18 protein-coding genes are annotated in these 17252 nt (G+C 64.2%); 7 read left to right on the top strand and 11 right to left on the bottom strand.

What is annotated here, in order from left to right:
- Positions 1-38 precede the first annotated feature (38 nt).
- The 8 genes from murQ to VFO25_11660 form a co-directional block, all read right to left on the bottom strand.
- Entirely contained in the window at positions 39-974 is a 936-nt protein-coding gene (gene murQ / locus VFO25_11625; GenBank protein HET9343551.1) for an N-acetylmuramic acid 6-phosphate etherase, read from the bottom strand.
- A gap of 29 nt (positions 975-1003) precedes the next feature.
- Positions 1004-1759 carry a hypothetical protein gene (locus tag VFO25_11630; GenBank protein ID HET9343552.1) on the bottom strand — a complete coding sequence of 252 codons (756 nt, stop codon included), beginning with the start codon at positions 1757-1759 and terminating at the stop codon, positions 1004-1006.
- A gap of 141 nt (positions 1760-1900) precedes the next feature.
- A complete protein-coding gene (locus tag VFO25_11635; protein ID HET9343553.1) occupies positions 1901-3076 on the bottom strand; it encodes an anhydro-N-acetylmuramic acid kinase in 1176 nt (391 codons plus the stop codon).
- Positions 3076-4173 (bottom strand): serine hydrolase domain-containing protein, encoded by a 1098-nt coding sequence (locus VFO25_11640; GenBank protein HET9343554.1) that lies wholly within the window; start codon positions 4171-4173, stop codon positions 3076-3078. The genes VFO25_11635 and VFO25_11640 overlap by 1 nt, the downstream gene beginning before the upstream one ends.
- Positions 4170-5798: a glycoside hydrolase family 3 N-terminal domain-containing protein gene (locus VFO25_11645; protein HET9343555.1), complete on the bottom strand. Its 1629-nt coding sequence runs from the start codon at positions 5796-5798 to the stop codon at positions 4170-4172. The genes VFO25_11640 and VFO25_11645 overlap by 4 nt, the downstream gene beginning before the upstream one ends.
- A gap of 86 nt (positions 5799-5884) precedes the next feature.
- Positions 5885-6244 carry a DUF5666 domain-containing protein gene (locus VFO25_11650; GenBank protein ID HET9343556.1) on the bottom strand — a complete coding sequence of 120 codons (360 nt, stop codon included), beginning with the start codon at positions 6242-6244 and terminating at the stop codon, positions 5885-5887.
- A gap of 41 nt (positions 6245-6285) precedes the next feature.
- Complete coding sequence (locus VFO25_11655; GenBank protein ID HET9343557.1) at positions 6286-6564, bottom strand: Lrp/AsnC ligand binding domain-containing protein; 279 nt, start codon at positions 6562-6564, stop codon at positions 6286-6288.
- Between the two features lie 13 nt (positions 6565-6577).
- The gene (locus VFO25_11660) at positions 6578-7423 is read right to left on the bottom strand and encodes an MqnA/MqnD/SBP family protein (GenBank protein ID HET9343558.1); all 846 of its coding nucleotides are present in this window, start codon (positions 7421-7423) and stop codon (positions 6578-6580) included.
- 57 nt (positions 7424-7480) lie between these two features.
- On the opposite strand from VFO25_11660, the gene VFO25_11665 reads away from it, so the two are divergent.
- Genes VFO25_11665 through VFO25_11675 form a run of 3 tightly spaced genes read left to right on the top strand, consistent with a single transcriptional unit; the run spans position 7481 to position 9321 of the window.
- The gene (locus VFO25_11665) at positions 7481-7828 is read left to right on the top strand and encodes an iron-sulfur cluster assembly protein (GenBank protein HET9343559.1); all 348 of its coding nucleotides are present in this window, start codon (positions 7481-7483) and stop codon (positions 7826-7828) included.
- A gap of 46 nt (positions 7829-7874) precedes the next feature.
- Positions 7875-8564: an ABC transporter ATP-binding protein gene (locus tag VFO25_11670; protein HET9343560.1), complete on the top strand. Its 690-nt coding sequence runs from the start codon at positions 7875-7877 to the stop codon at positions 8562-8564.
- On the top strand, positions 8557-9321 hold the full coding sequence (locus VFO25_11675; GenBank protein HET9343561.1) for an ABC transporter permease: 765 nt from the start codon (positions 8557-8559) through the stop codon (positions 9319-9321). The genes VFO25_11670 and VFO25_11675 overlap by 8 nt, the downstream gene beginning before the upstream one ends.
- Before the next feature lie 65 nt (positions 9322-9386).
- On the opposite strand, the gene VFO25_11680 is transcribed toward VFO25_11675, so the two are convergent.
- The gene (locus VFO25_11680) at positions 9387-9842 is read right to left on the bottom strand and encodes a thioesterase family protein (GenBank protein ID HET9343562.1); all 456 of its coding nucleotides are present in this window, start codon (positions 9840-9842) and stop codon (positions 9387-9389) included.
- Between the two features lie 57 nt (positions 9843-9899).
- Positions 9900-12407: a M1 family aminopeptidase gene (locus tag VFO25_11685; protein ID HET9343563.1), complete on the bottom strand. Its 2508-nt coding sequence runs from the start codon at positions 12405-12407 to the stop codon at positions 9900-9902.
- A 146-nt stretch (positions 12408-12553) separates the two neighbouring features.
- Here VFO25_11685 and VFO25_11690 point away from each other — a divergent pair, with 146 nt between their 5' ends.
- Entirely contained in the window at positions 12554-13135 is a 582-nt protein-coding gene (locus tag VFO25_11690) for an HDIG domain-containing protein (protein ID HET9343564.1), read from the top strand.
- A 17-nt stretch (positions 13136-13152) separates the two neighbouring features.
- Here VFO25_11690 and VFO25_11695 read toward each other — a convergent pair whose 3' ends face one another.
- The gene (locus VFO25_11695) at positions 13153-14094 is read right to left on the bottom strand and encodes a hypothetical protein (GenBank protein HET9343565.1); all 942 of its coding nucleotides are present in this window, start codon (positions 14092-14094) and stop codon (positions 13153-13155) included.
- A gap of 147 nt (positions 14095-14241) precedes the next feature.
- On the opposite strand from VFO25_11695, the gene VFO25_11700 reads away from it, so the two are divergent.
- The 3 genes from VFO25_11700 (at position 14242) to VFO25_11710 (ending at position 17246) form a co-directional block, all read left to right on the top strand.
- Entirely contained in the window at positions 14242-15045 is an 804-nt protein-coding gene (locus tag VFO25_11700; GenBank protein HET9343566.1) for a class I SAM-dependent methyltransferase, read from the top strand.
- A 99-nt stretch (positions 15046-15144) separates the two neighbouring features.
- Positions 15145-17016, top strand: a complete 1872-nt coding sequence (locus VFO25_11705) for an HAD-IIIC family phosphatase (protein HET9343567.1) — start codon at positions 15145-15147, stop codon at positions 17014-17016.
- Positions 16977-17246 (top strand): acyl carrier protein, encoded by a 270-nt coding sequence (locus VFO25_11710; protein ID HET9343568.1) that lies wholly within the window; start codon positions 16977-16979, stop codon positions 17244-17246. Before VFO25_11705 ends, VFO25_11710 begins: the two co-directional genes overlap by 40 nt.
- Positions 17247-17252 lie beyond the last annotated feature (6 nt).

A 17252-nucleotide genomic window follows, 5' to 3' on the forward strand; every position in this document is an offset into this window, starting at 1 on the left:
TGAATCTCGACCGCTCCCAACTTTGCGCCCATCGAGCGTTAAGGCTGGGAATCGGCTGTGAGCTCTAGCGCTCCTCGCAGCGACCCGCCGCTCCTCTCGAGAGCGTCTCTCGCGCGCGCCGCGTCGACGCCGCGCGCGAGCATGTACGCCGCGATCTTCACGCGACCGCCGCTTTCATCCAGCGCTCGCGCTGCATCTTCTGCCGATGCTCCGGACGCGAGTTGCGTCAAGCGCAGCGCTCGAGCGCGCAGCTTGCGATTCGTCGGCGCGACGTCGACCATGAGGTTGCGATACACTTTGCCGAGACGCACCATGACAGCCGTGCTGAGCGCGGTGAGCGCCATCTTCTGCGCCGCGGCGGCCTTCATCCGCGTCGATCCCGTTAGCGCTTCGGCGCCGGTCTCGAGCACGATCGCGATCGCGACCGCTCGCGCGAGCGCACCGCGCGGATCGCTCGTGATGCCGATGGTAAGAGCGCCGCGCGCGGCGCTTGCTTCGATCGCTGCGATGACGTACGGCGCTGATCCGCTGGCGGATAGACCAAGCGCGACATCGGATGGTCCGATCCGTGACGCCGCGACCTCGGCGCGTCCTGCTTCGGCGTCGTCCTCTGCGCCTTCGACCGCACGCGTCAACGCCGCATCACCACCGGCGATGTGCGCGACGACGAGCGATGGATCGGTAGAAAACGTCGGCGGCAGCTCGGCCGCGTCGAGTACGCCGAGTCTGCCGCTCGTGCCCGCGCCGAAATAGTGGAGCCGTCCGCCGCTTTGCAAACATGAGGCGACCGCATCGACTGCGGCGCTCAGGCCGTCGAGTGCGCGTTCGACCGCAGCCGCAGCGAGCCGGTCCTCGGCATTGATGCGTACGAGTAGCGCGCGCGTATCAAGCGCGTCAAGATCTGCGGTCGACGGATTCGCCGCTTCGGTCGGCGGCAGTTCGTCCATTCGCTCCAGCGTACGATGGGTGAGCATCGCTCACCCCCGTACGCCGGCCTTAGCGTCTAGTGGAGAGGGGAGAGTTTGATCGAGGTGGCGCCGAGCGCTTGCGCGACGTCGTAGAACGCCTGGTTGCTGATCTCGTGGTACTGCAGATCGGCCTTCTTGCCGAATGCGGCGTTCGCATCGATATCGTCCATCACTTGGACGTGGATCGGGTGCGACACGGCCTTATCGAGCAGGAACTCGATCTGGAACGTGCCGTCGGGAGCCGTACCCGCTTTGGCGAGCGTCGTCGCGAGCGCCTTACCCGTCATCTTCGGATCGGCGGACGGAAGCTTGACGCCCTTGGCGGTCGCGATCTTGAGCGCATCGCCGACCGCGAAGTCGAACGTCTTGAGCCATTGCGTTACGTTCGCAGCGCCGTACTGCGCAGAAAGCTTCTTCACTTCCGCGGCGACCGTCGCTTTGCCGAGCATCGACGTGAGCGCTTTCGCGGTCGAGTAGTATTCCGCTCCACCGCCGGCTGCGACGAGCGCCGCAGTGACGGTCAACGCTGGCGCGCCCGAATAGATCGGTCCGCCATAGCGGCTCATCATCTTGCCGCCGACGACCGTGTCTTTGCCCATGTCGCGCGGCGCCGCCATCGAACCACCGGCCATCGAACCGCCCGCCATCGAGCCGCCGCCGGCCGCCGTCGTCGGCGCCTCAGTCGCTGTCGAGCTGCTGCCGCTGCCGCTTCCGGTGCAGGCCGCGACCGTTGCCGCGATGCCTGCTGCTAATGAAATTCCGACGAGAACGCGGGTGAACTGTTTGAACATCGCTCCTCCTCATATCGCCCAGCGGGGAGACGTGGCAAACGCCCCGCTTCCATCTATATACGTGGCAAAACGCCGCGCGGATTGGACGGAGCGCACAAGTTCGGACCGCGAACGCCCATCCCCCTGCCTCACGGAAGGGTTCTACCCCCAAATGCGCGCCATGAGACTGCGATAATTCTCTCCCGGCGTGATCTTCCCGAGAACCGCCGCGCGCGCTGCTCCGGTGGTCGCGGGCAGATGATTGATGTCGCCCGCGATCGCTTCGCATGCCAGCACGGCGAACGCGGTCGCCTCCTTCGCGTCTACCTCGATTCCGTAGACATCCGACCGTTCGACCCGCGCGTGCGCCGGCGGCTTGCCGACCGACGCCTGGAGCGTCTCCATAAGCGTCCGATTGTGGACGCCGCCGCCCGAGACGATGATACGTCGGCACTCGCTCGGCACCGCGTCGGCTATCGTCCGCGCCGTCAGCGCGGTGACCGTCGCGATGACGTCGTCAGGATGGAGGCCGAGGCGCCGGCCTTGCTCCCATACATGCGCCGCATACGCCGCGCCATATCGCTCGCGGCCGGTCGATTTGGGCGTCGGCCGGCTGAAATAGCCATCGTCGAGCAGTTCATCGAGCAAGGCATGCGCCGGGATTCCCCTGGCCGCCGCAGCGCCATCACGGTCGAAGTCGGACTCGCCATCGCTCGCGAGTCGGACGCAGGCATCGATCACCATATTCCCGGGTCCTGTGTCGAACGCACGTATCGCCGCTCGACCGCCGTGCGCTTCATCCGGCAGCAATGTGACGTTCGCGATGCCGCCGATGTTGAGCGCCGCGCGATATTCGTTCGGATCGGCGAACAGCACCGCGTCGACGAACGGCACGAGCGGCGCTCCTTGTCCGCCCAGCGCGACATCGGCGATTCGGAAATCGGCGACGCACGTGACGCCCGTTCGCGCCGCGACGATCGCGCCTTCGCCGATCTGGATGGTCACGCAGGTCTCGGGCGCGTGGTACATCGTGTGGCCGTGCGATCCTATGACGTCGATGCTCCCGAGGTCGAGCCCCCATCGGCGCGCAGCCTCGATCGTCGCGGCCGCGAACGCTTCACCGACGGCGGCGTTCAATTCGCCGAGCTGGACGATCGTCGTGCCGACCGATGATGACGAAGACAACAGACGTTCCCGCAGCGTCGCTTCGTAGGGAAGCGTTGCGAAGTGAAGCACTCGGATACCGAGTCCGCCGTGTGCTTTCTCATGCTCGACCTCGACCGCTGCGACGTCGATGCCGTCGGCCGACGTCCCCGACATGAGTCCGATCGCACGCATCACGCCGGGCCCAAGCGCTCGACGTCTTCGACGACCGCATCATGCACCGCACCGCGCAACTCGAACACCGGGTGCGGATCGCGCGTGAAGTATACGCGGTTCGTGAGCAGCGCGACCGTGAGGCCCCTATCCGGATCGACCCACAGTGACGTGCCCGTGTAGCCGGTGTGACCGAACGATCGCGGCCCGAAAAGCGAGCCGCACGACTGGCGCTGATCCGTACGCAGCGCCCACGCAAGACCGCGGCGTTCGTCGGCGCTGCGAGCCCACTCGCGGGTCGCGGCGAGCGATGTGTGCCGTGATAGCACGCGGCCGTCGGGGGCGATGCCGCCGTCGCGAAATGCCTCGCCGATGTCGGCGACCGCCGCCGCACGCGCGAACAGTCCGGCATGCGCCGATACGCCGCCCATCGCCCAACAATTCTCGTCGTGGACCTCGCCTTGGAGCAGTCGCCCTCGCCACGAGTCGCGTTCCGTGCACGCGATGCGGCTTCGTACGTCAGAAGGCGGATTGAAGCCGGCGTCGACGGCGCGCAATGGTTCGAGAACTCGCTCGGTGACGACGTCGGATAACGGGCGAGATGTCAGGCGCTCGATCGCGGCGCCGACGAGCATGAAGCCGAGATCGCTGTATGCGACCTTCGTGCCCGGCATCGACGTCAACGGCGTCGCGCACACGCGCGCGATGACCGCCGCGCTCGCGACTTCGTCGCGGAAGCTGACGTGCGCCGGAAGACCCGACGTGTGCGCGAGGAGATGGCAGAACGTGACGGATCTCCGGCGCGCGTCGTGGCCGCCGAATTCCGGGATGAGCGAGACGATCGAATCGTCGAGCGCGAAGCGGCGTTCGTCGAACAGCGAGAGCAGTGCGGTGCCGGCGAATATCTTCGTGAGCGACGCGAGATCGAACGGCGTCTCGGAGATGACCGGATCGCCGCCGGGGGTGACGACGCCAAAGGGAAGATCCGCGAGAACCTTGCCGCCGACGCGGACGTGGAGGACCGCCGCGGTGCAAACGCGTCCGAGGGCGGATTCGATGACCGCAGCCGATCTCGCGAGCGGTTTGCGCGCGGCGCGCGCGCCGGCCGTCTTGTTCATGAGACCGCCGACGTCGGAGCAGCCCGGGCGACGAGCGAAACGGGTAGCCTGCCTTTCGGTTCGCTTTTGCCCATCAAGACGTCGGCGACCGCATCGATGGTCGAATGGTCGTCGCCGTACGCCGCGAGCACGGCCGCCGTCGGTGGAGCGCTCGACGCGTCGTACGGTTCACGCGCTGCGACGACGACGAGGGGTTTGCCGGCCATCGCAAGACCACCGACCGCTCGTCCTTGGAGCGGATGGGCCCACGCGCGCCGAGTCACCGCGACGATGACGGTCGCGGACGCAGCCGCCGTCAACAGTTGCTTAGTCTCAAGCTCCGCGGGATCGAGGCCGAGGTTTTGGGTTTGCACGCGCGCCGGACTTCGTTCGTCGAGCAGGGCTCCGAGCGACGTCTGATGCTTGCCGGCGCTCTCGACCGGCGACGAGCCTGCGCCTGCGAACTCGACGACGAGGATCTCGTCGCCCTCATGAAGCGCGAGGGGCACGATCGACTGCTGGTCACGAACGAGCGTGATCGCACTTCGGGCTGCTTCAAGCGCGACGCCGCGATGAGGAGCGCTCCCGATGACGTCGAGCGGCGGCCGCTCGTCGGCTTTAAGCCCGCGATTTCGCAAGGCCTCGACGCGCGCGAGGCTTCGCTCGAGCTGGTCTGCATGGAGACGCCCGCTCCGTATAGCATCGCGGATCGCTGCGACGGCTTCCATAGCCGCCGGGATCGACGACGAATACGTGACGAGATCGACGCCCGCTTCGATCGCAAGGACTGCAGCTTCGCCGGCAGGATAGCCCCCAGCGATCGCTTCCATCTGCATGCAATCGGTACAGACGACGCCGTCGTAGCCGAGCTCTTCGCGCAGTAGATCCGTGATGACGGCACGCGATAGCGTCGCCGGAGCGCCCGAAGCGTCGATCTGCGGCAGGGCGACGTGCGCGGTCATGACGACGTCGACGCCGGCGCCGATCGCAGCTCGGAACGGCTCGAACTCCACCGAGCGCAAGCGATCGAGCCCGGCTTCGATGACGGGCAGATCTTTGTGCGAATCGACCGAGGCGTCGCCGTGACCTGGGAAATGTTTCGCGGTCGCCGCGATCCGCGAATCGTGCAACCCGACGACGGCAGCGGGGACGAGCGTTCGAGCGACCGGCGTTTCGCCGAACGAGCGGGTGCCGATGACGGGGTTGCGCGGATTTGTGTTCGCGTCGGCGACAGGCGCGAAATCGAGCGTGACGCCGAGTGCGCCGATCTCCTCGCCGATGCATGCGTAGACCGCTCGCGCGATCGCCGGATCGCCGCCCGCCCCGAGCGCCATCGCCGACGGCATAAGCGTGCCTATCCGGCCGATGCGGGAAACCGTTCCGCCTTCTTCATCGATCGCGATGATGAGCGGCGATCTGCCGGCGTTGCGAGCGGCCGATTGGAGATCGTCGACGAGCGAGCGCGTCTGGCGTGCGTCGACGACGTTCCGCGCGAAGAGCGCAACCCCGGCGAGCCCGCTCAGAAACTCGAGCGGCGCTTGCGCGGCTGTCGTCGCCTCGAAACCGGTGAGCACGAGACCTGCCGCCCGCTCGGCGATGGAAGACGCGTTCAACTCGACGTCACCATGACGCACGCTTTCGCTCAAGCCGCCTGCCGGCCTCGCGCCGCGTCACGTCAAAAAACGCCTCGACGCATGCGTCGAGGCGGGAGAATGCTAGCCCGGGTTGACCTTCAGCGGACGACGATCGACTCGGCCGTCATGACGCCGCCGATGACGGACCCTCGGACGTGCACGTGCATGCCAGGCCGCAGATCGGCGATGCTTCCCTGTTGGCCCCCAAGCTCGACCGAGGTCGTCGGGGTGAGGCTGATGCTCGTGGCACCGTGCTTAGCTTTGACGACGATGACGTTCGCCGTATAGTTGACAGAGTCGATCCGGCCGGCGACCGAAAACGCCTGCGGCGAGCCGCCCTGATCGGACGACGCGCTCGAAGCCGCGGGTTTCGGCGCGGCGATCGACACGGCGGGGCTGACGAGCGCCGGCAACGCCAGCGCGACGATGATTGCGAAAAGACGAGTGCGTGCGTTCATATCCATCTACCTGAACGGATAGAGCCGCAAAAGAGTTTCACCTAGTCGAGCCCGATATCCCACATCGCCTGCACGTCCTTGCGCGAGTAGCAGCGGAACGCGACGAGCGTCTGGGTCGAGAGGATGCCTTCGAAGGCCGCGAGGCGACCGGTCACGAGCTCGTCGAGCTCGTCATGCCGTTTGACGCGGATCACAGCGACGAGGTCGTATGGGCCGGCGACGCTGTAGACCTCGCCGACGGACGGCACGTCGAGCAGAGCGTTCGCGACCGATTGCACCTTTCCGCGCGCGACTGTCATGAGGACTATCGCCGTCACCATCTGCCGTTCATCCTCACATGACGAAGTCGATGTCGAACAACCGGGGCACGATGCCCGCTTCGGCGCCGAGCTGTAGGAAAAGTCGGATGCTCCTGCGTCCGTCGTCGCCGAGATCGACCGTCCTGCGGTTGACGTACATGCCGACGAAGGTGTCCGCCGTCGACGTCTCCATGCCGCGCGCGTAGCGGAGCGCCCAGCGCAACGCGTCTTCGCGATGCGCGAGCCCGAACTCGATGCTCTCTCGCAGCTGGCGCGATGCGTCGCGCTTCACGTCATCGGGCAACGCTCGTCGGATCGTGTTGACGCCGAGCGGCAGAGGCAGGCCGTGCTGCTCCCACCACCACGCACCGAGATTGACGATTGGCCGAAGTCCGAGCGCGCCGTGCGTCAGTTGACCTTCGTGGATGAGCAAGCCGAATTCGTGTTCGCCACCCGCGACCGATTCCATGATCTTGTCGAACGGCATGACGACCGGCTCGAAATCGCCGACGCAGAGGCGAAGCGCGAGGTACGCGCTCGTCATGAGCCCGGGAACGGCGACGCGCTTGCCGCGAAGATCAGATGGCGACGCGGGCTCGCGTGCGACGACCATCGGTCCGTAATCGCGTTCGCCCATCGACGCGCCGTGATTGAGGATCGCGTATCTGTCTGCGACGTACGCGTACGCGTGCACCGAGATCGCGGTGGTGTCGAGGCGTCCTTCTTTCGCCCACTCGTTGAGCGTTTGGATATCTTTGAGGATATGTTCGTATTCGAGGTCGCCGGTCTGGATGTTCCCGCTCGCGAGGCCGTAGAACATGAATGCGTCGTCGGAATCGGGAGAGTGGCCGAGCGTCAGCGTGCGCGTCGTCGTCGTCATGCGCGTCCTCATTCGCGCAGGAGTCGTTTTTCCTTGCCCGCAACTACAATAGAAGCCATGGAAACGAATGCATCTGACGCGGCAGCAACGCCGGCAGCAACGGTCACCGAGGAGCGCGTCCGCGAGGAACTCAAAGGCGTCGTCGACCCCGAGATCGGTCTCGACGTCATCAACCTCGGCCTCATCTATGACGTGAAGGTCGATGGCGATGCCGTCGCCGTCCTCATGACGCTGACCTCGCCCGGCTGCCCCGTCGCGGGCATGTTCATCGCGAACGTCAAGAACGCGGTCGAAGCGATCCCGGGCGTCGGATCGTGCAGCGTCGACCTCACTTTCGCCCCGCCATGGGATCCCCGCTCGCACGCCTCCGAGGAAGCGAAGATGATGCTGGGGATCTACTATTAGCGGCGCAGCCCTTTCGGTCTCCCACCTCACCAAACGTTACGGCTCGATGACCGCCGTCGACGACCTGTCCTTCGACGTCGCGCGCGGCGAGTTTTTCGGCTTTCTCGGACCGAACGGCGCGGGCAAGACGACGACGATCAACGCGATCGTCGGATTGGCGACGTTCCAGTCGGGGTCGATCGAAGTTTTCGGTCACGACGTCGTCCATGATTTCAGGGCGGCACGCGCGCGCATCGGGCTCTCGCCGCAGGAGTTCAACTTCGACCGCTATCTGACGGTCGAGGAAATCCTCCTATATCAGGGCGGCTACTATGGCATGCGGATGCCGCAAGCGCGAGCCCGCGCGAACGAGCTGCTCGAGCGCTTCGAGTTGACCGACAAGCGCCGCGTCGTGCCGCTCATGCTTTCGGGCGGTATGAAGCGGCGTCTTTCTCTCGCGCGCGCACTCATGCACGAGCCGCAGCTGCTCATCCTCGACGAGCCGACGGCCGGTATGGACGTCGAACTCCGTCTCGAGCTGTGGGAGTTCTTGCGCAGCATCAATGCCGGCGGCATGACGATCGTCATGACCTCGCACTACCTCGAAGAAGTCGAGATGCTCTGCAACCGGATCGGCATCATCAACCAAGGTAAGCTCGTCACGCTCGAGGAGAAGTCGGCGCTCATCGCGAGCCACGGTGACGCGTCGCTCCAAGACGTCTTCCTCGAACTCGTCGGACGGCGGACGCGTGGCTAACTTCGTCGGCCTTTGGGCGCTCGTCCGCCGCGAGATGAAGCGGACGATGATGGTCATCAACCAGGTCATCTGGCCGCCGGTCATCACGACCGTCTTGTATATCTACGTCTTCGGGTTCTCGCTCGGCCCCCGGATCAAAGATGTCGATGGGGTGCCGTACGTCGAGTTCCTACTGCCCGGTCTCGTCATGTTCAACGTCATCACGTCGTCGTACGACGAGACGTCGTCGTCGATGTTCCAACAGCGCTTCATGAACTCCATCCAGGAACTGCTCATCGCGCCGCTGTCGTACGTCGAGATCCTCGTCGGCTTTCTCGCCGGGAGCGTTCTGCGCGGCGTCGTCATCGGCACGATGGTCATGCTGCTCGGCTTCGGGCTCGTCCACTTCGTGCCGCGCGACGTCGGCACGTATCTCTATTTCATGGTGGTGACGTCGCTGCTCTTCTCCTCGTGCGGCCTCATCGCGGGTCTGCTCGGCAAGACCTTTGACAATCTCGCGATCATCAACACATTCGTCATCTCGCCGCTGACGTTCATCGGCGGCATCTTCTCGAGCTCGTCGATGCTGCCGCCGGCGCTCGCCAAGATCGCGAACGTCAATCCGATGGTCTATATGATCGATGGTTTTCGCTACTCGTACACGGGCGGGGTCGAATATGGACTTTTCGCCGACGGCCTCGTCGTGCTCGTGCTCGCGCTCGCCGCGCTCGCGGCGGCGTTCATCATGATGCAGCGGGGCGTCAACCTGCGCGTCTAAATCGCGCAATGTACAGCCGGAGGCTGTAGCGGTCGAGCTTTAGCTCGACCGCCGCGGTCTTGCTTCTAGTTCAGCGTCTTGCTCTTCGACGTGAGGACGGTGAGCGGTCGTCCTTCGAACGCTTCCACCTGCTTGCGCCGTTCTTCGGACATGGGCATCGAACGGTTCTTCTTCGTGTCGAACATGACTGCCGCGGTATTCACCTCGACGAGAAGCTTGCCCGTTTTCGCGTCGGTGATCTCGTGCTCCATGAGCCAGCTCGAGCGGCGCAGTTCGGTGACGCGTACCCCGACGAGCAGCTCGTCGCCGAGATGCGCCGGGGCGTGGTAGCGTGCGCTGAGCTCGGCGAGGACGAAGTCGAAGTCCGCGACGTCCGTGATGCCGGTGATCATCTGCCAGTACTCGTTGCGGGCTGCCTCGGCGTACGTCAGATAGACGGCGTGGTTGACGTGGCGCATCCCATCGAGGTCGCGGAAGATGACCTTGAACGGACGGACGTACTTGAAGCGGCTCTCGCTCACGTGATGAAGCTCCCGTGGATCACAGACGGCGGCGCCGCGAGCTCTAGAGCCCGCAGGTCACGGGCGCTTCGTCGGCCTCCTCGTCATGGCCTCGATGGTTGCGACCGCCGCCTGCGCGCCTTGTCGCAGCCGGACGTCTTCGGTCGTCTTCGCAAACCGTTCGAGCGCCGGGATGGCCTTAACGTCCTCGCGCTCGCCGAGCGCCCGGAACAGCGCGAAATTGGTCCGGAAGTTGGGGTCGCCGAGGAGACTCGTGAGGAACGCGGTCACACGCGCGTCACCTTTCCCGATAGTCCCGAGCGCTCCGATCGCGGCGTTGCGCGACGCTTGCGGCGCCCCGTATCTCGCGTAACGCTCCTCTAGAGCGATCGCGCCGCTCTTCTCGACGACCGCGTAGCCGTGCAGCGCAGCCGACGCGACAACGCCGTTGTTCGACGGCTCGGTCAACGCGCGTGCAAGAACCGCAGGGATGCCCGGCGCGTCGTATTGGGCGAGCGTCGTGACCGACGCCGCCGTCGTCGCGTACGACGGGTCGGACGCCGCTAGCCGCTCGAGCACCGAAATGGTCGCCGGATCGCCGCCGAAGTCGCTCAGCGCCCGAGCGGCCGCGGCTCGGACGTGCGCGCTTCGATCGCTGAGCTCAGCGAAAAGTACATCTCGCGCGCGATCGTCCGGCGCGAGAGCGTCAAGCGAGTCGGCGATCGCGGACCGTGCATCGTCAAATCGTTCGTTTTTGGCGAACCATTCTGCGTCCGAGAACTCCTCCGACGTCGGCTTTTGGTGCGCGATGAGCTGCTGTGCCGCGTAGAGCCGATCGAGCACGGATGGGGCATGACGCATCTGGTAGTCGAGATCGCTGTCGGATTTCTTGAACGTCACCTTCGACAAGATATTGTGGCCGGGGTCGAAGAGCACCATCGCGGGCGTCGACACGCACGGGATGTCGAATGTCTTCGTCCGGGCGTCGTCGTTGACGGTCGTCGTCGACGACTTGCCGTCCGCCGTCTGCGTCTCGATCGCGATCGGCATGGTGAAGACGGCCGGCGTGTTCCACGCCGTCGATTGCGTCTGATCGACCGTCACGTGGATGACGCGTGCAGCGTCATCGTACGTGTACGAGACGTCGTATTCGGGAAAGCCCGCTTTATAGAGCCACTCATCGACGAACCAGTGCAGATCCTGACCCGTCGTGCGCTCGACGGATGTCTCCCACTCTTGCGTGTTCGCGCTCTTCGTCGCGTATTCGCGCAAGAACGCGGTCTGCGACTTTCGGTATTCGTCGGTGTCGAGGACCGTGCGGAACATGTGGAGGACGAGCCCCGCTTTCGAGTAGCTGTCCGCATCGAAGAGGTCGATCGGATCGCCGTAGACCTCGGTGACGATCGGCCGGCGAACGCGCTCGTCCTCGTTGAATACTTCGTCCATCATGCCTTGACGGTCCATGTCGAAGGCATCTTCGCCGTGCGCATGCTCGCGATAAAGCGCCTCGTAGTACGTCGCGTAGCCTTCGTTGAGCCAGACCTGCCCCCAGTCTTGCATCGTCTCGAGATCGCCCCACCATTGGTGCGCGAGCTCGTGCGCGACGAGGCCTTCGCTATTCGTATCGAGCTCCGCACGGTGATCGTGGAGCGTCGTCGACGTCTGCGTCGTCGCCGACATGTTCTCCATGCCGCCGTAGGTGAAGTCGACGACCGCGGACTGCGCGTACTTCTCGTACGGGAACGGGTAGTCGTTGAATTGCTGGAAAAATGCGATCATGTCCGGCGTCGCGCGGAAGTCGTATGCGACCTCCGCCCGATCGGCCGGCGGCGCGTAGTACGTCACCGGCAGTTTTCCGAGATGATCGGTCCATTGTGCGAATGTGCCCGCGACGATCGAGATGAGGTAGGTCGAGTGCGGCACCGACTCGACCCAGTCGTAGGTCACGGTCTTCTTTGCGACGTCGTGGGTGACGCGCTCGAGGCGCCCGTTGCTGACGACCGTCTGCCCCTCGGGCACGCTGATGATCGTCTCGCTCGTCGCCTTTTCGTCGGGCCAATCGTAGGTCGGGAGCCAGAAATGGTTGTCGATCATCTCGCCTTGCGACCAGACCTCCCACGGTCGATCGGGATAGTAGCTGTCGGGGTGCACGAAATAGACGCCCTTCGTCGGATGGGTCGAGTATTTCGTCTCTATGGCTATCTCCGTTCCGACGTCCGCCGGCTTCGCCAAGAAGACGCGCAGCGTCTCGCCGAAGGTCTGATAACGGAGCTTCGTTCCATCCGGCTCGCCGACCGACGTGTAGTGGAGATCGGCGGAATCGAAGTCGACGTACGTCGTCGACGGATGGATCATCGTGACCGTATTCGTCACGTCGCCGGAGACCGTGCCGGCGACCTCGTCGAACGACGCGATGATCTTGACGTTGTCGAGCTCATACTCGTGGTATCGCGGCGGGTGGTAGTAGGCGTGTCCGCCGCCGAACGCTGTGCGATGATCCATGGGCGTCGTGGGAGCGGCATATGCCGATGTCGCGACAGACGCGCTAATGCACGCCGCCGCCAAGATGATGACGCGTATTTTCATGGGTTTGGTCTACGCGTCAGCGCTTTGCTCGGCCTCCCATAGCTCTGCGTTACGATAATTGTAGTAGGCCGAGTTGAAGGGAGCGGTCGAGATTCATCTCGACCGCCGTGGCAGGTCCGTTTGGTCCGCGCCAAAAACGCGTCGGCATGAGTTCGGATGCCGTTTCGCTTGCGCCGCCGAGCCGCGACGCCGCGTGGGCGCTCGTCCAGGAAAACGTCCGCGAAGAAGGTCTACGGCGCCACATGCTCGCCGTCGAGTGCGTCATGCGCGCCTATGCGCGCAAGATCGGTGAAGACGAGGACCGTTGGGGCATCACCGGTTTGCTCCACGACTTTGATTGGGAGATCCACCCGAACACCGAGCAGCATCCCGAAGAAGGCTGCAAGATGCTCGAAGGAGCCGGCTGGCCACCGGATATCGTCCGCGCGATCCGAGGTCACGCTTCGTATCTGAACGTGCCGCGCGATACTCAGATGGCCAAAGCGCTCTTCGCCTGCGACGAACTCACCGGATTCATCGGCGCCGTCGTCGCCGTGCGCCCGAACAAGTCGATCCGCGAGGTCGAAGTCAGGTCAGTTCGCAAGAAACTCAAGGACAAGAGCTTCGCCGCGAAAGTCAACCGCGAGGAAGTCGTACAGGGCGCGCAAGAGTTCGGCGTCGACCTCGACGAGCACATCGCATTCATCATCGCCACGCTCACCGAAAACGCTGCCGCCCTCGGGATGTGACGTCACTCGGCCCTGATTTACGGTAGCGGGAACACTGCCACATCTCGGGCGCAGCAGCCCGGAAGCGATATCATCCGCCTGAGGCTGCCGTCGCTCGAGAAGTATTCCTCGAGCGCGTTGTTGGCATTGTCGGCGACCCAAATATTGTGAAGGGCGTCGTGTGCAGCGCCGTCGGGCATCCCAATTTCGCTGAGTTGGTTTATCAGTAAGGTCTGCAATGAGAAGACGTCGACCACCGGCACGTGCGGCTGGGTGATGATAATGCGGCCTTGCTTGTCGAAGTTGAGCGATTCAGGCACGTCGGTCAAAGGCGTGCGAAGCGGATCCGGGAACTTCACCCCTTTGGGATAGCGGTCGATCCTGTAGCCCGACGCCGTTTGAACGCCCCAGAAGATGTTCTGCTTGTCGTTGATCGCGATGCCCCAGCCCGCGACGGCATTCGGGTCGAGCAACTGCGACATCGGATTCTGCGAACCTTTCGCGTAGACAAATATGGCGGGGATAGCTCCCGTGGTCGACACGTAGACGGTGCCGTCAGCGCCAACGGCGACGTCAACTGGCTGTTGTGGCGCGAATAGGAGATTCGTGCGCTGCAGCGATCCGGCGGCATATTCGTCGATCTCGAAGTTCCCGTTCGCATCTCTCACCGCGTCCGTGACGTAGAGAGCGTCGTTCGAATCGGTCGTGATGCCCTCCGGGTTGACGAAATCGCCACTGATGAGCCCGATAAATCTTGCTCGCGATGCGCTGTAGACGAGCACGCAGCCGCATTCCGGCTCGCTGACGTAGGTGAAAGGCGCGCCCCCGGCGCCGCGATCCATCCATGACTGTGCGCGAGCGTGCGGCGAACCGGGCGCAGCTGATGTCGTGTCGAGGACGGTCGGGGCTGGTACGGAAGAGGCGGCACAACTGCTGAGAAAAGCCGCGAGTGCGGAAACGATGATGACCCGACGGAACATGACGACCTCCTTGCGCGGACGCGCAGTCGCCTTTGAGGGACTCGGCGCTTCCAGTAGCTCCCAGTGGCACCTTCAGACGTTTGGCCTAGTCAGGCCCAGCTTGGGACCGTCGAGGGCGAAGGTGCCGGAAATCCGAACCCTAGCACCATGTCGTTCACTGACGGCTCCTACACCGGTAAGATCCCCGAGATCTACGATAGCAACCTCGGAAAGCTGCTCTTCGTGCCCTACGCCGAAGACGTCGCGCGGCGCGCAAAGGAACTAAACGCTCGCCGCATTCTCGAAATCGCCGCCGGTACCGGCATCGTCACCGAGGCGCTCGCGCGCGCCTTGCCCGATGCAACGATCGAAGCGACCGACTTGAACCACGCGATGATCGATTTCGCGTCGTCGCGGCGAGCGAACAAGGGAGTCAAATGGTCGGTAGCCGACGCGCAACAGCTTCCGTTCGACGACAAAGCCTTCGACCTCGTCGTATGCCAGTTCGGCGCGATGTTCTTCCCCGATCGAGCCAAGGCGTTTCGCGAGGCTCGACGTGTTCTCGCGGCCGGAGGAGCCTACATCGTAAGCTTGTGGGAGGGCCTCCAACGTAACGACGTCGCGCGAATCGTCTCCGACGCGGCGAGGTCGGTCTTCCCCGATGACCCGCCGTTATTCTTGGAGCGCGCGCCATACGGTCACGGTGATCCAGTCGCCATCGAGCGCGAGCTGCGAGCTGCCGGGTTCTCAAACGTCGCATTCGAACGAGTCGAAAAACGCACGCGCGGTTCTTCTCGATCTGGTGCGCGTGGATACGTCGAGGGAACACCGCTGCGCTTCGAGATCGAGGCGCGCGACGCGCGGCGCCTGCAAGGCGTCGTCGAAGCGGCGACAGAGGCGCTCGAAAAGGCGTACGGGGGCAGTGCCATCGACGGCTCGATGTCGGCACTCGTCTTTACCGCGAAGAGATGAATTAGCGGGACATCTGTCGCTGCACCATGCACGTGTCGCAATCTCTGGAGCGGGGAACCGCTCCTCTTAGCCGATGAAAATGTCAGTGGGACCCGCTTAATGACCGAACGGGATACGATCGACAGATTGCTCGAACACGGGAAGCTCGCTGAAGCGTTTCAGACGCTCGCCGACGCGTGGAACCGCGAGCCGAGCCTCAACTCCGCGCAGTTCGTCATCGCGAAATACGAACGCCACCGCGCCGACCTCGACCTCATCGCGTGCCGGCTCGCAATCCTGCGATCGGTGACGGTCGAACCGCTCGTTCCCCTTCTTCGCGCGGCAGCGTACGTCAACGGCATCGACCTCGAAGTTCGAGTCTCGGACTTCGACACGTACGCGACCGAGATGCTCGACCCGCGCAGCGCGCTCTACGAGTTCCAACCGCGTGTCGTGCTGCTCGCCCTCAACACTGCGTCGGTCGCGCCGCAACTGTGGGCGCCCTCGGACGATTCCGAATCGCATCTGCGAACGGTCGCCGACGACACCGTCGCTCGGCTGACGCCGCTGCTTCACGCGTTCCGAAAGAACTCGCAAGCAGACCTCATCTTCCACTTGCTCGACTCGCCGGATCTCACGACGCGCGGCTCGCTCGAGTCGCACGCAACCTTTGGTCAGCGCGCGGCGATCGAGAGCGTCAACGAGCGCCTCGCGGCCGTCGCGCGCGGCATGAACGGCATCCATCCCCTCGACTACGATGCGCTCGTCGCGCGTCACGGCCGACGAGATTGGTTCGACGAGGGCAAGTGGGAGCAGTTCCGCCTGCCCGCGACGGCGCCCAACTTGCGTCACATCGTCGACGAGTGGCTGCGCTTCATCCAACCGGTCATCGGCGCGGTCGTCAAGGTCGCGGTCGTCGATCTCGACGATACGTTGTGGAAGGGGATTGTCGGCGAAGACGGCTTCGCGCGGCTGAAGATGGGCTCCGATCCTCCCGGAACGCCATACCGCGCGCTGCAGCGCGCGCTGCTCGCACTGCGCGAGCGCGGCGTCGTCCTTGCGGTTTCGAGCAAGAACGACGAGGCCGATGCGATGGAGGTGCTCGAGAAGCATCCGGACATGCTCGTGCGGCCGGCGCATTTCGCGACGCTGCGGATCAACTGGGAGAGCAAAGCGGAGAACATCCGGTCGATCGCGAGCGAGCTGAACATCGGTCTCGACGCGGTCGCGTTCATCGACGACAATCCGGTCGAGCGAGCCGAGGTCCGGGCGATGCTGCCGCAAGTGCGCGTCCTCGACCTGCCCCCCGAGCCATCGAAATACGCGCGGATCGTGCTCGAGAATCCGTTCTTCCAACGCGTCACCGCAGCTTCGGTCGAAGACCGTCAGCGCACCCAGTTCTACAAAGAACAGGCACAGCGTGCGACGATGCTCGCGTCTGCCGGATCGAAGGAGGAATTCTATCGAAGCCTCGGTCAGGTCGCCGACATCGCCGCCGCGAACGATCTCACGCTCGGCCGCGTCGCGCAGCTCACACAGAAGACGAACCAATTCAACTTGACGACGCGACGTTATGGCGAAGCGGACATCGCACGCTTCATGAGTGATCCGAAAAGAAAACTTCTGACGATCAAAGTGAGCGACCGCCTCGGCGACAACGGCATCGTCGGCACCGCGATCACCGAAGACGATGGCGACGTATGCAGGCTCGACACGTTCTTGCTGAGCTGTCGCGTCATCGGGCGAGGAATCGAAACTGCGTTCATCGCATACATCGCGGACCAAGCGCGTCTGCGCGGGAAGTCACGCCTCGTGGGGATGTTTTGCCCAACCGCCAAGAACGAGCTCGCAAAGCACTTCTATGAAGACCACGGCTTCCGGCGCATCGCCGACGATGCGGACGGCTCCGTGTGGGAGCTCGTGCTCGCGAACAGCGATCTCAAGGCGCCGGAATGGATCACGGTAACGCCGGCGCCAGCGGTGCCGGCGTAAGTCCGACCTTCGCGGTCGTCCAGCAGATCGCCGCGGGCGTCTTCGGCGTCGCTGAATGCGACATCTCGCCCGAATCCTCGCCGCAGACAGTCGAACGCTGGGACTCCGTCCAGCAGATCTACCTCGTCCTCGCTCTCGAAGAGCGTTTCGGCGTACAGCTCGCGCTCGAGGATATCGAGGAATTGAAAAACCTCGGCGATATCGCCAAGGCTATCGACAAGAAGGTGTAGCGGTCG

The organism is Candidatus Eremiobacteraceae bacterium (assembly GCA_035710745.1).
In the GTDB taxonomy this organism is placed as follows: domain Bacteria; phylum Vulcanimicrobiota; class Vulcanimicrobiia; order Eremiobacterales; family Eremiobacteraceae; genus JANWLL01.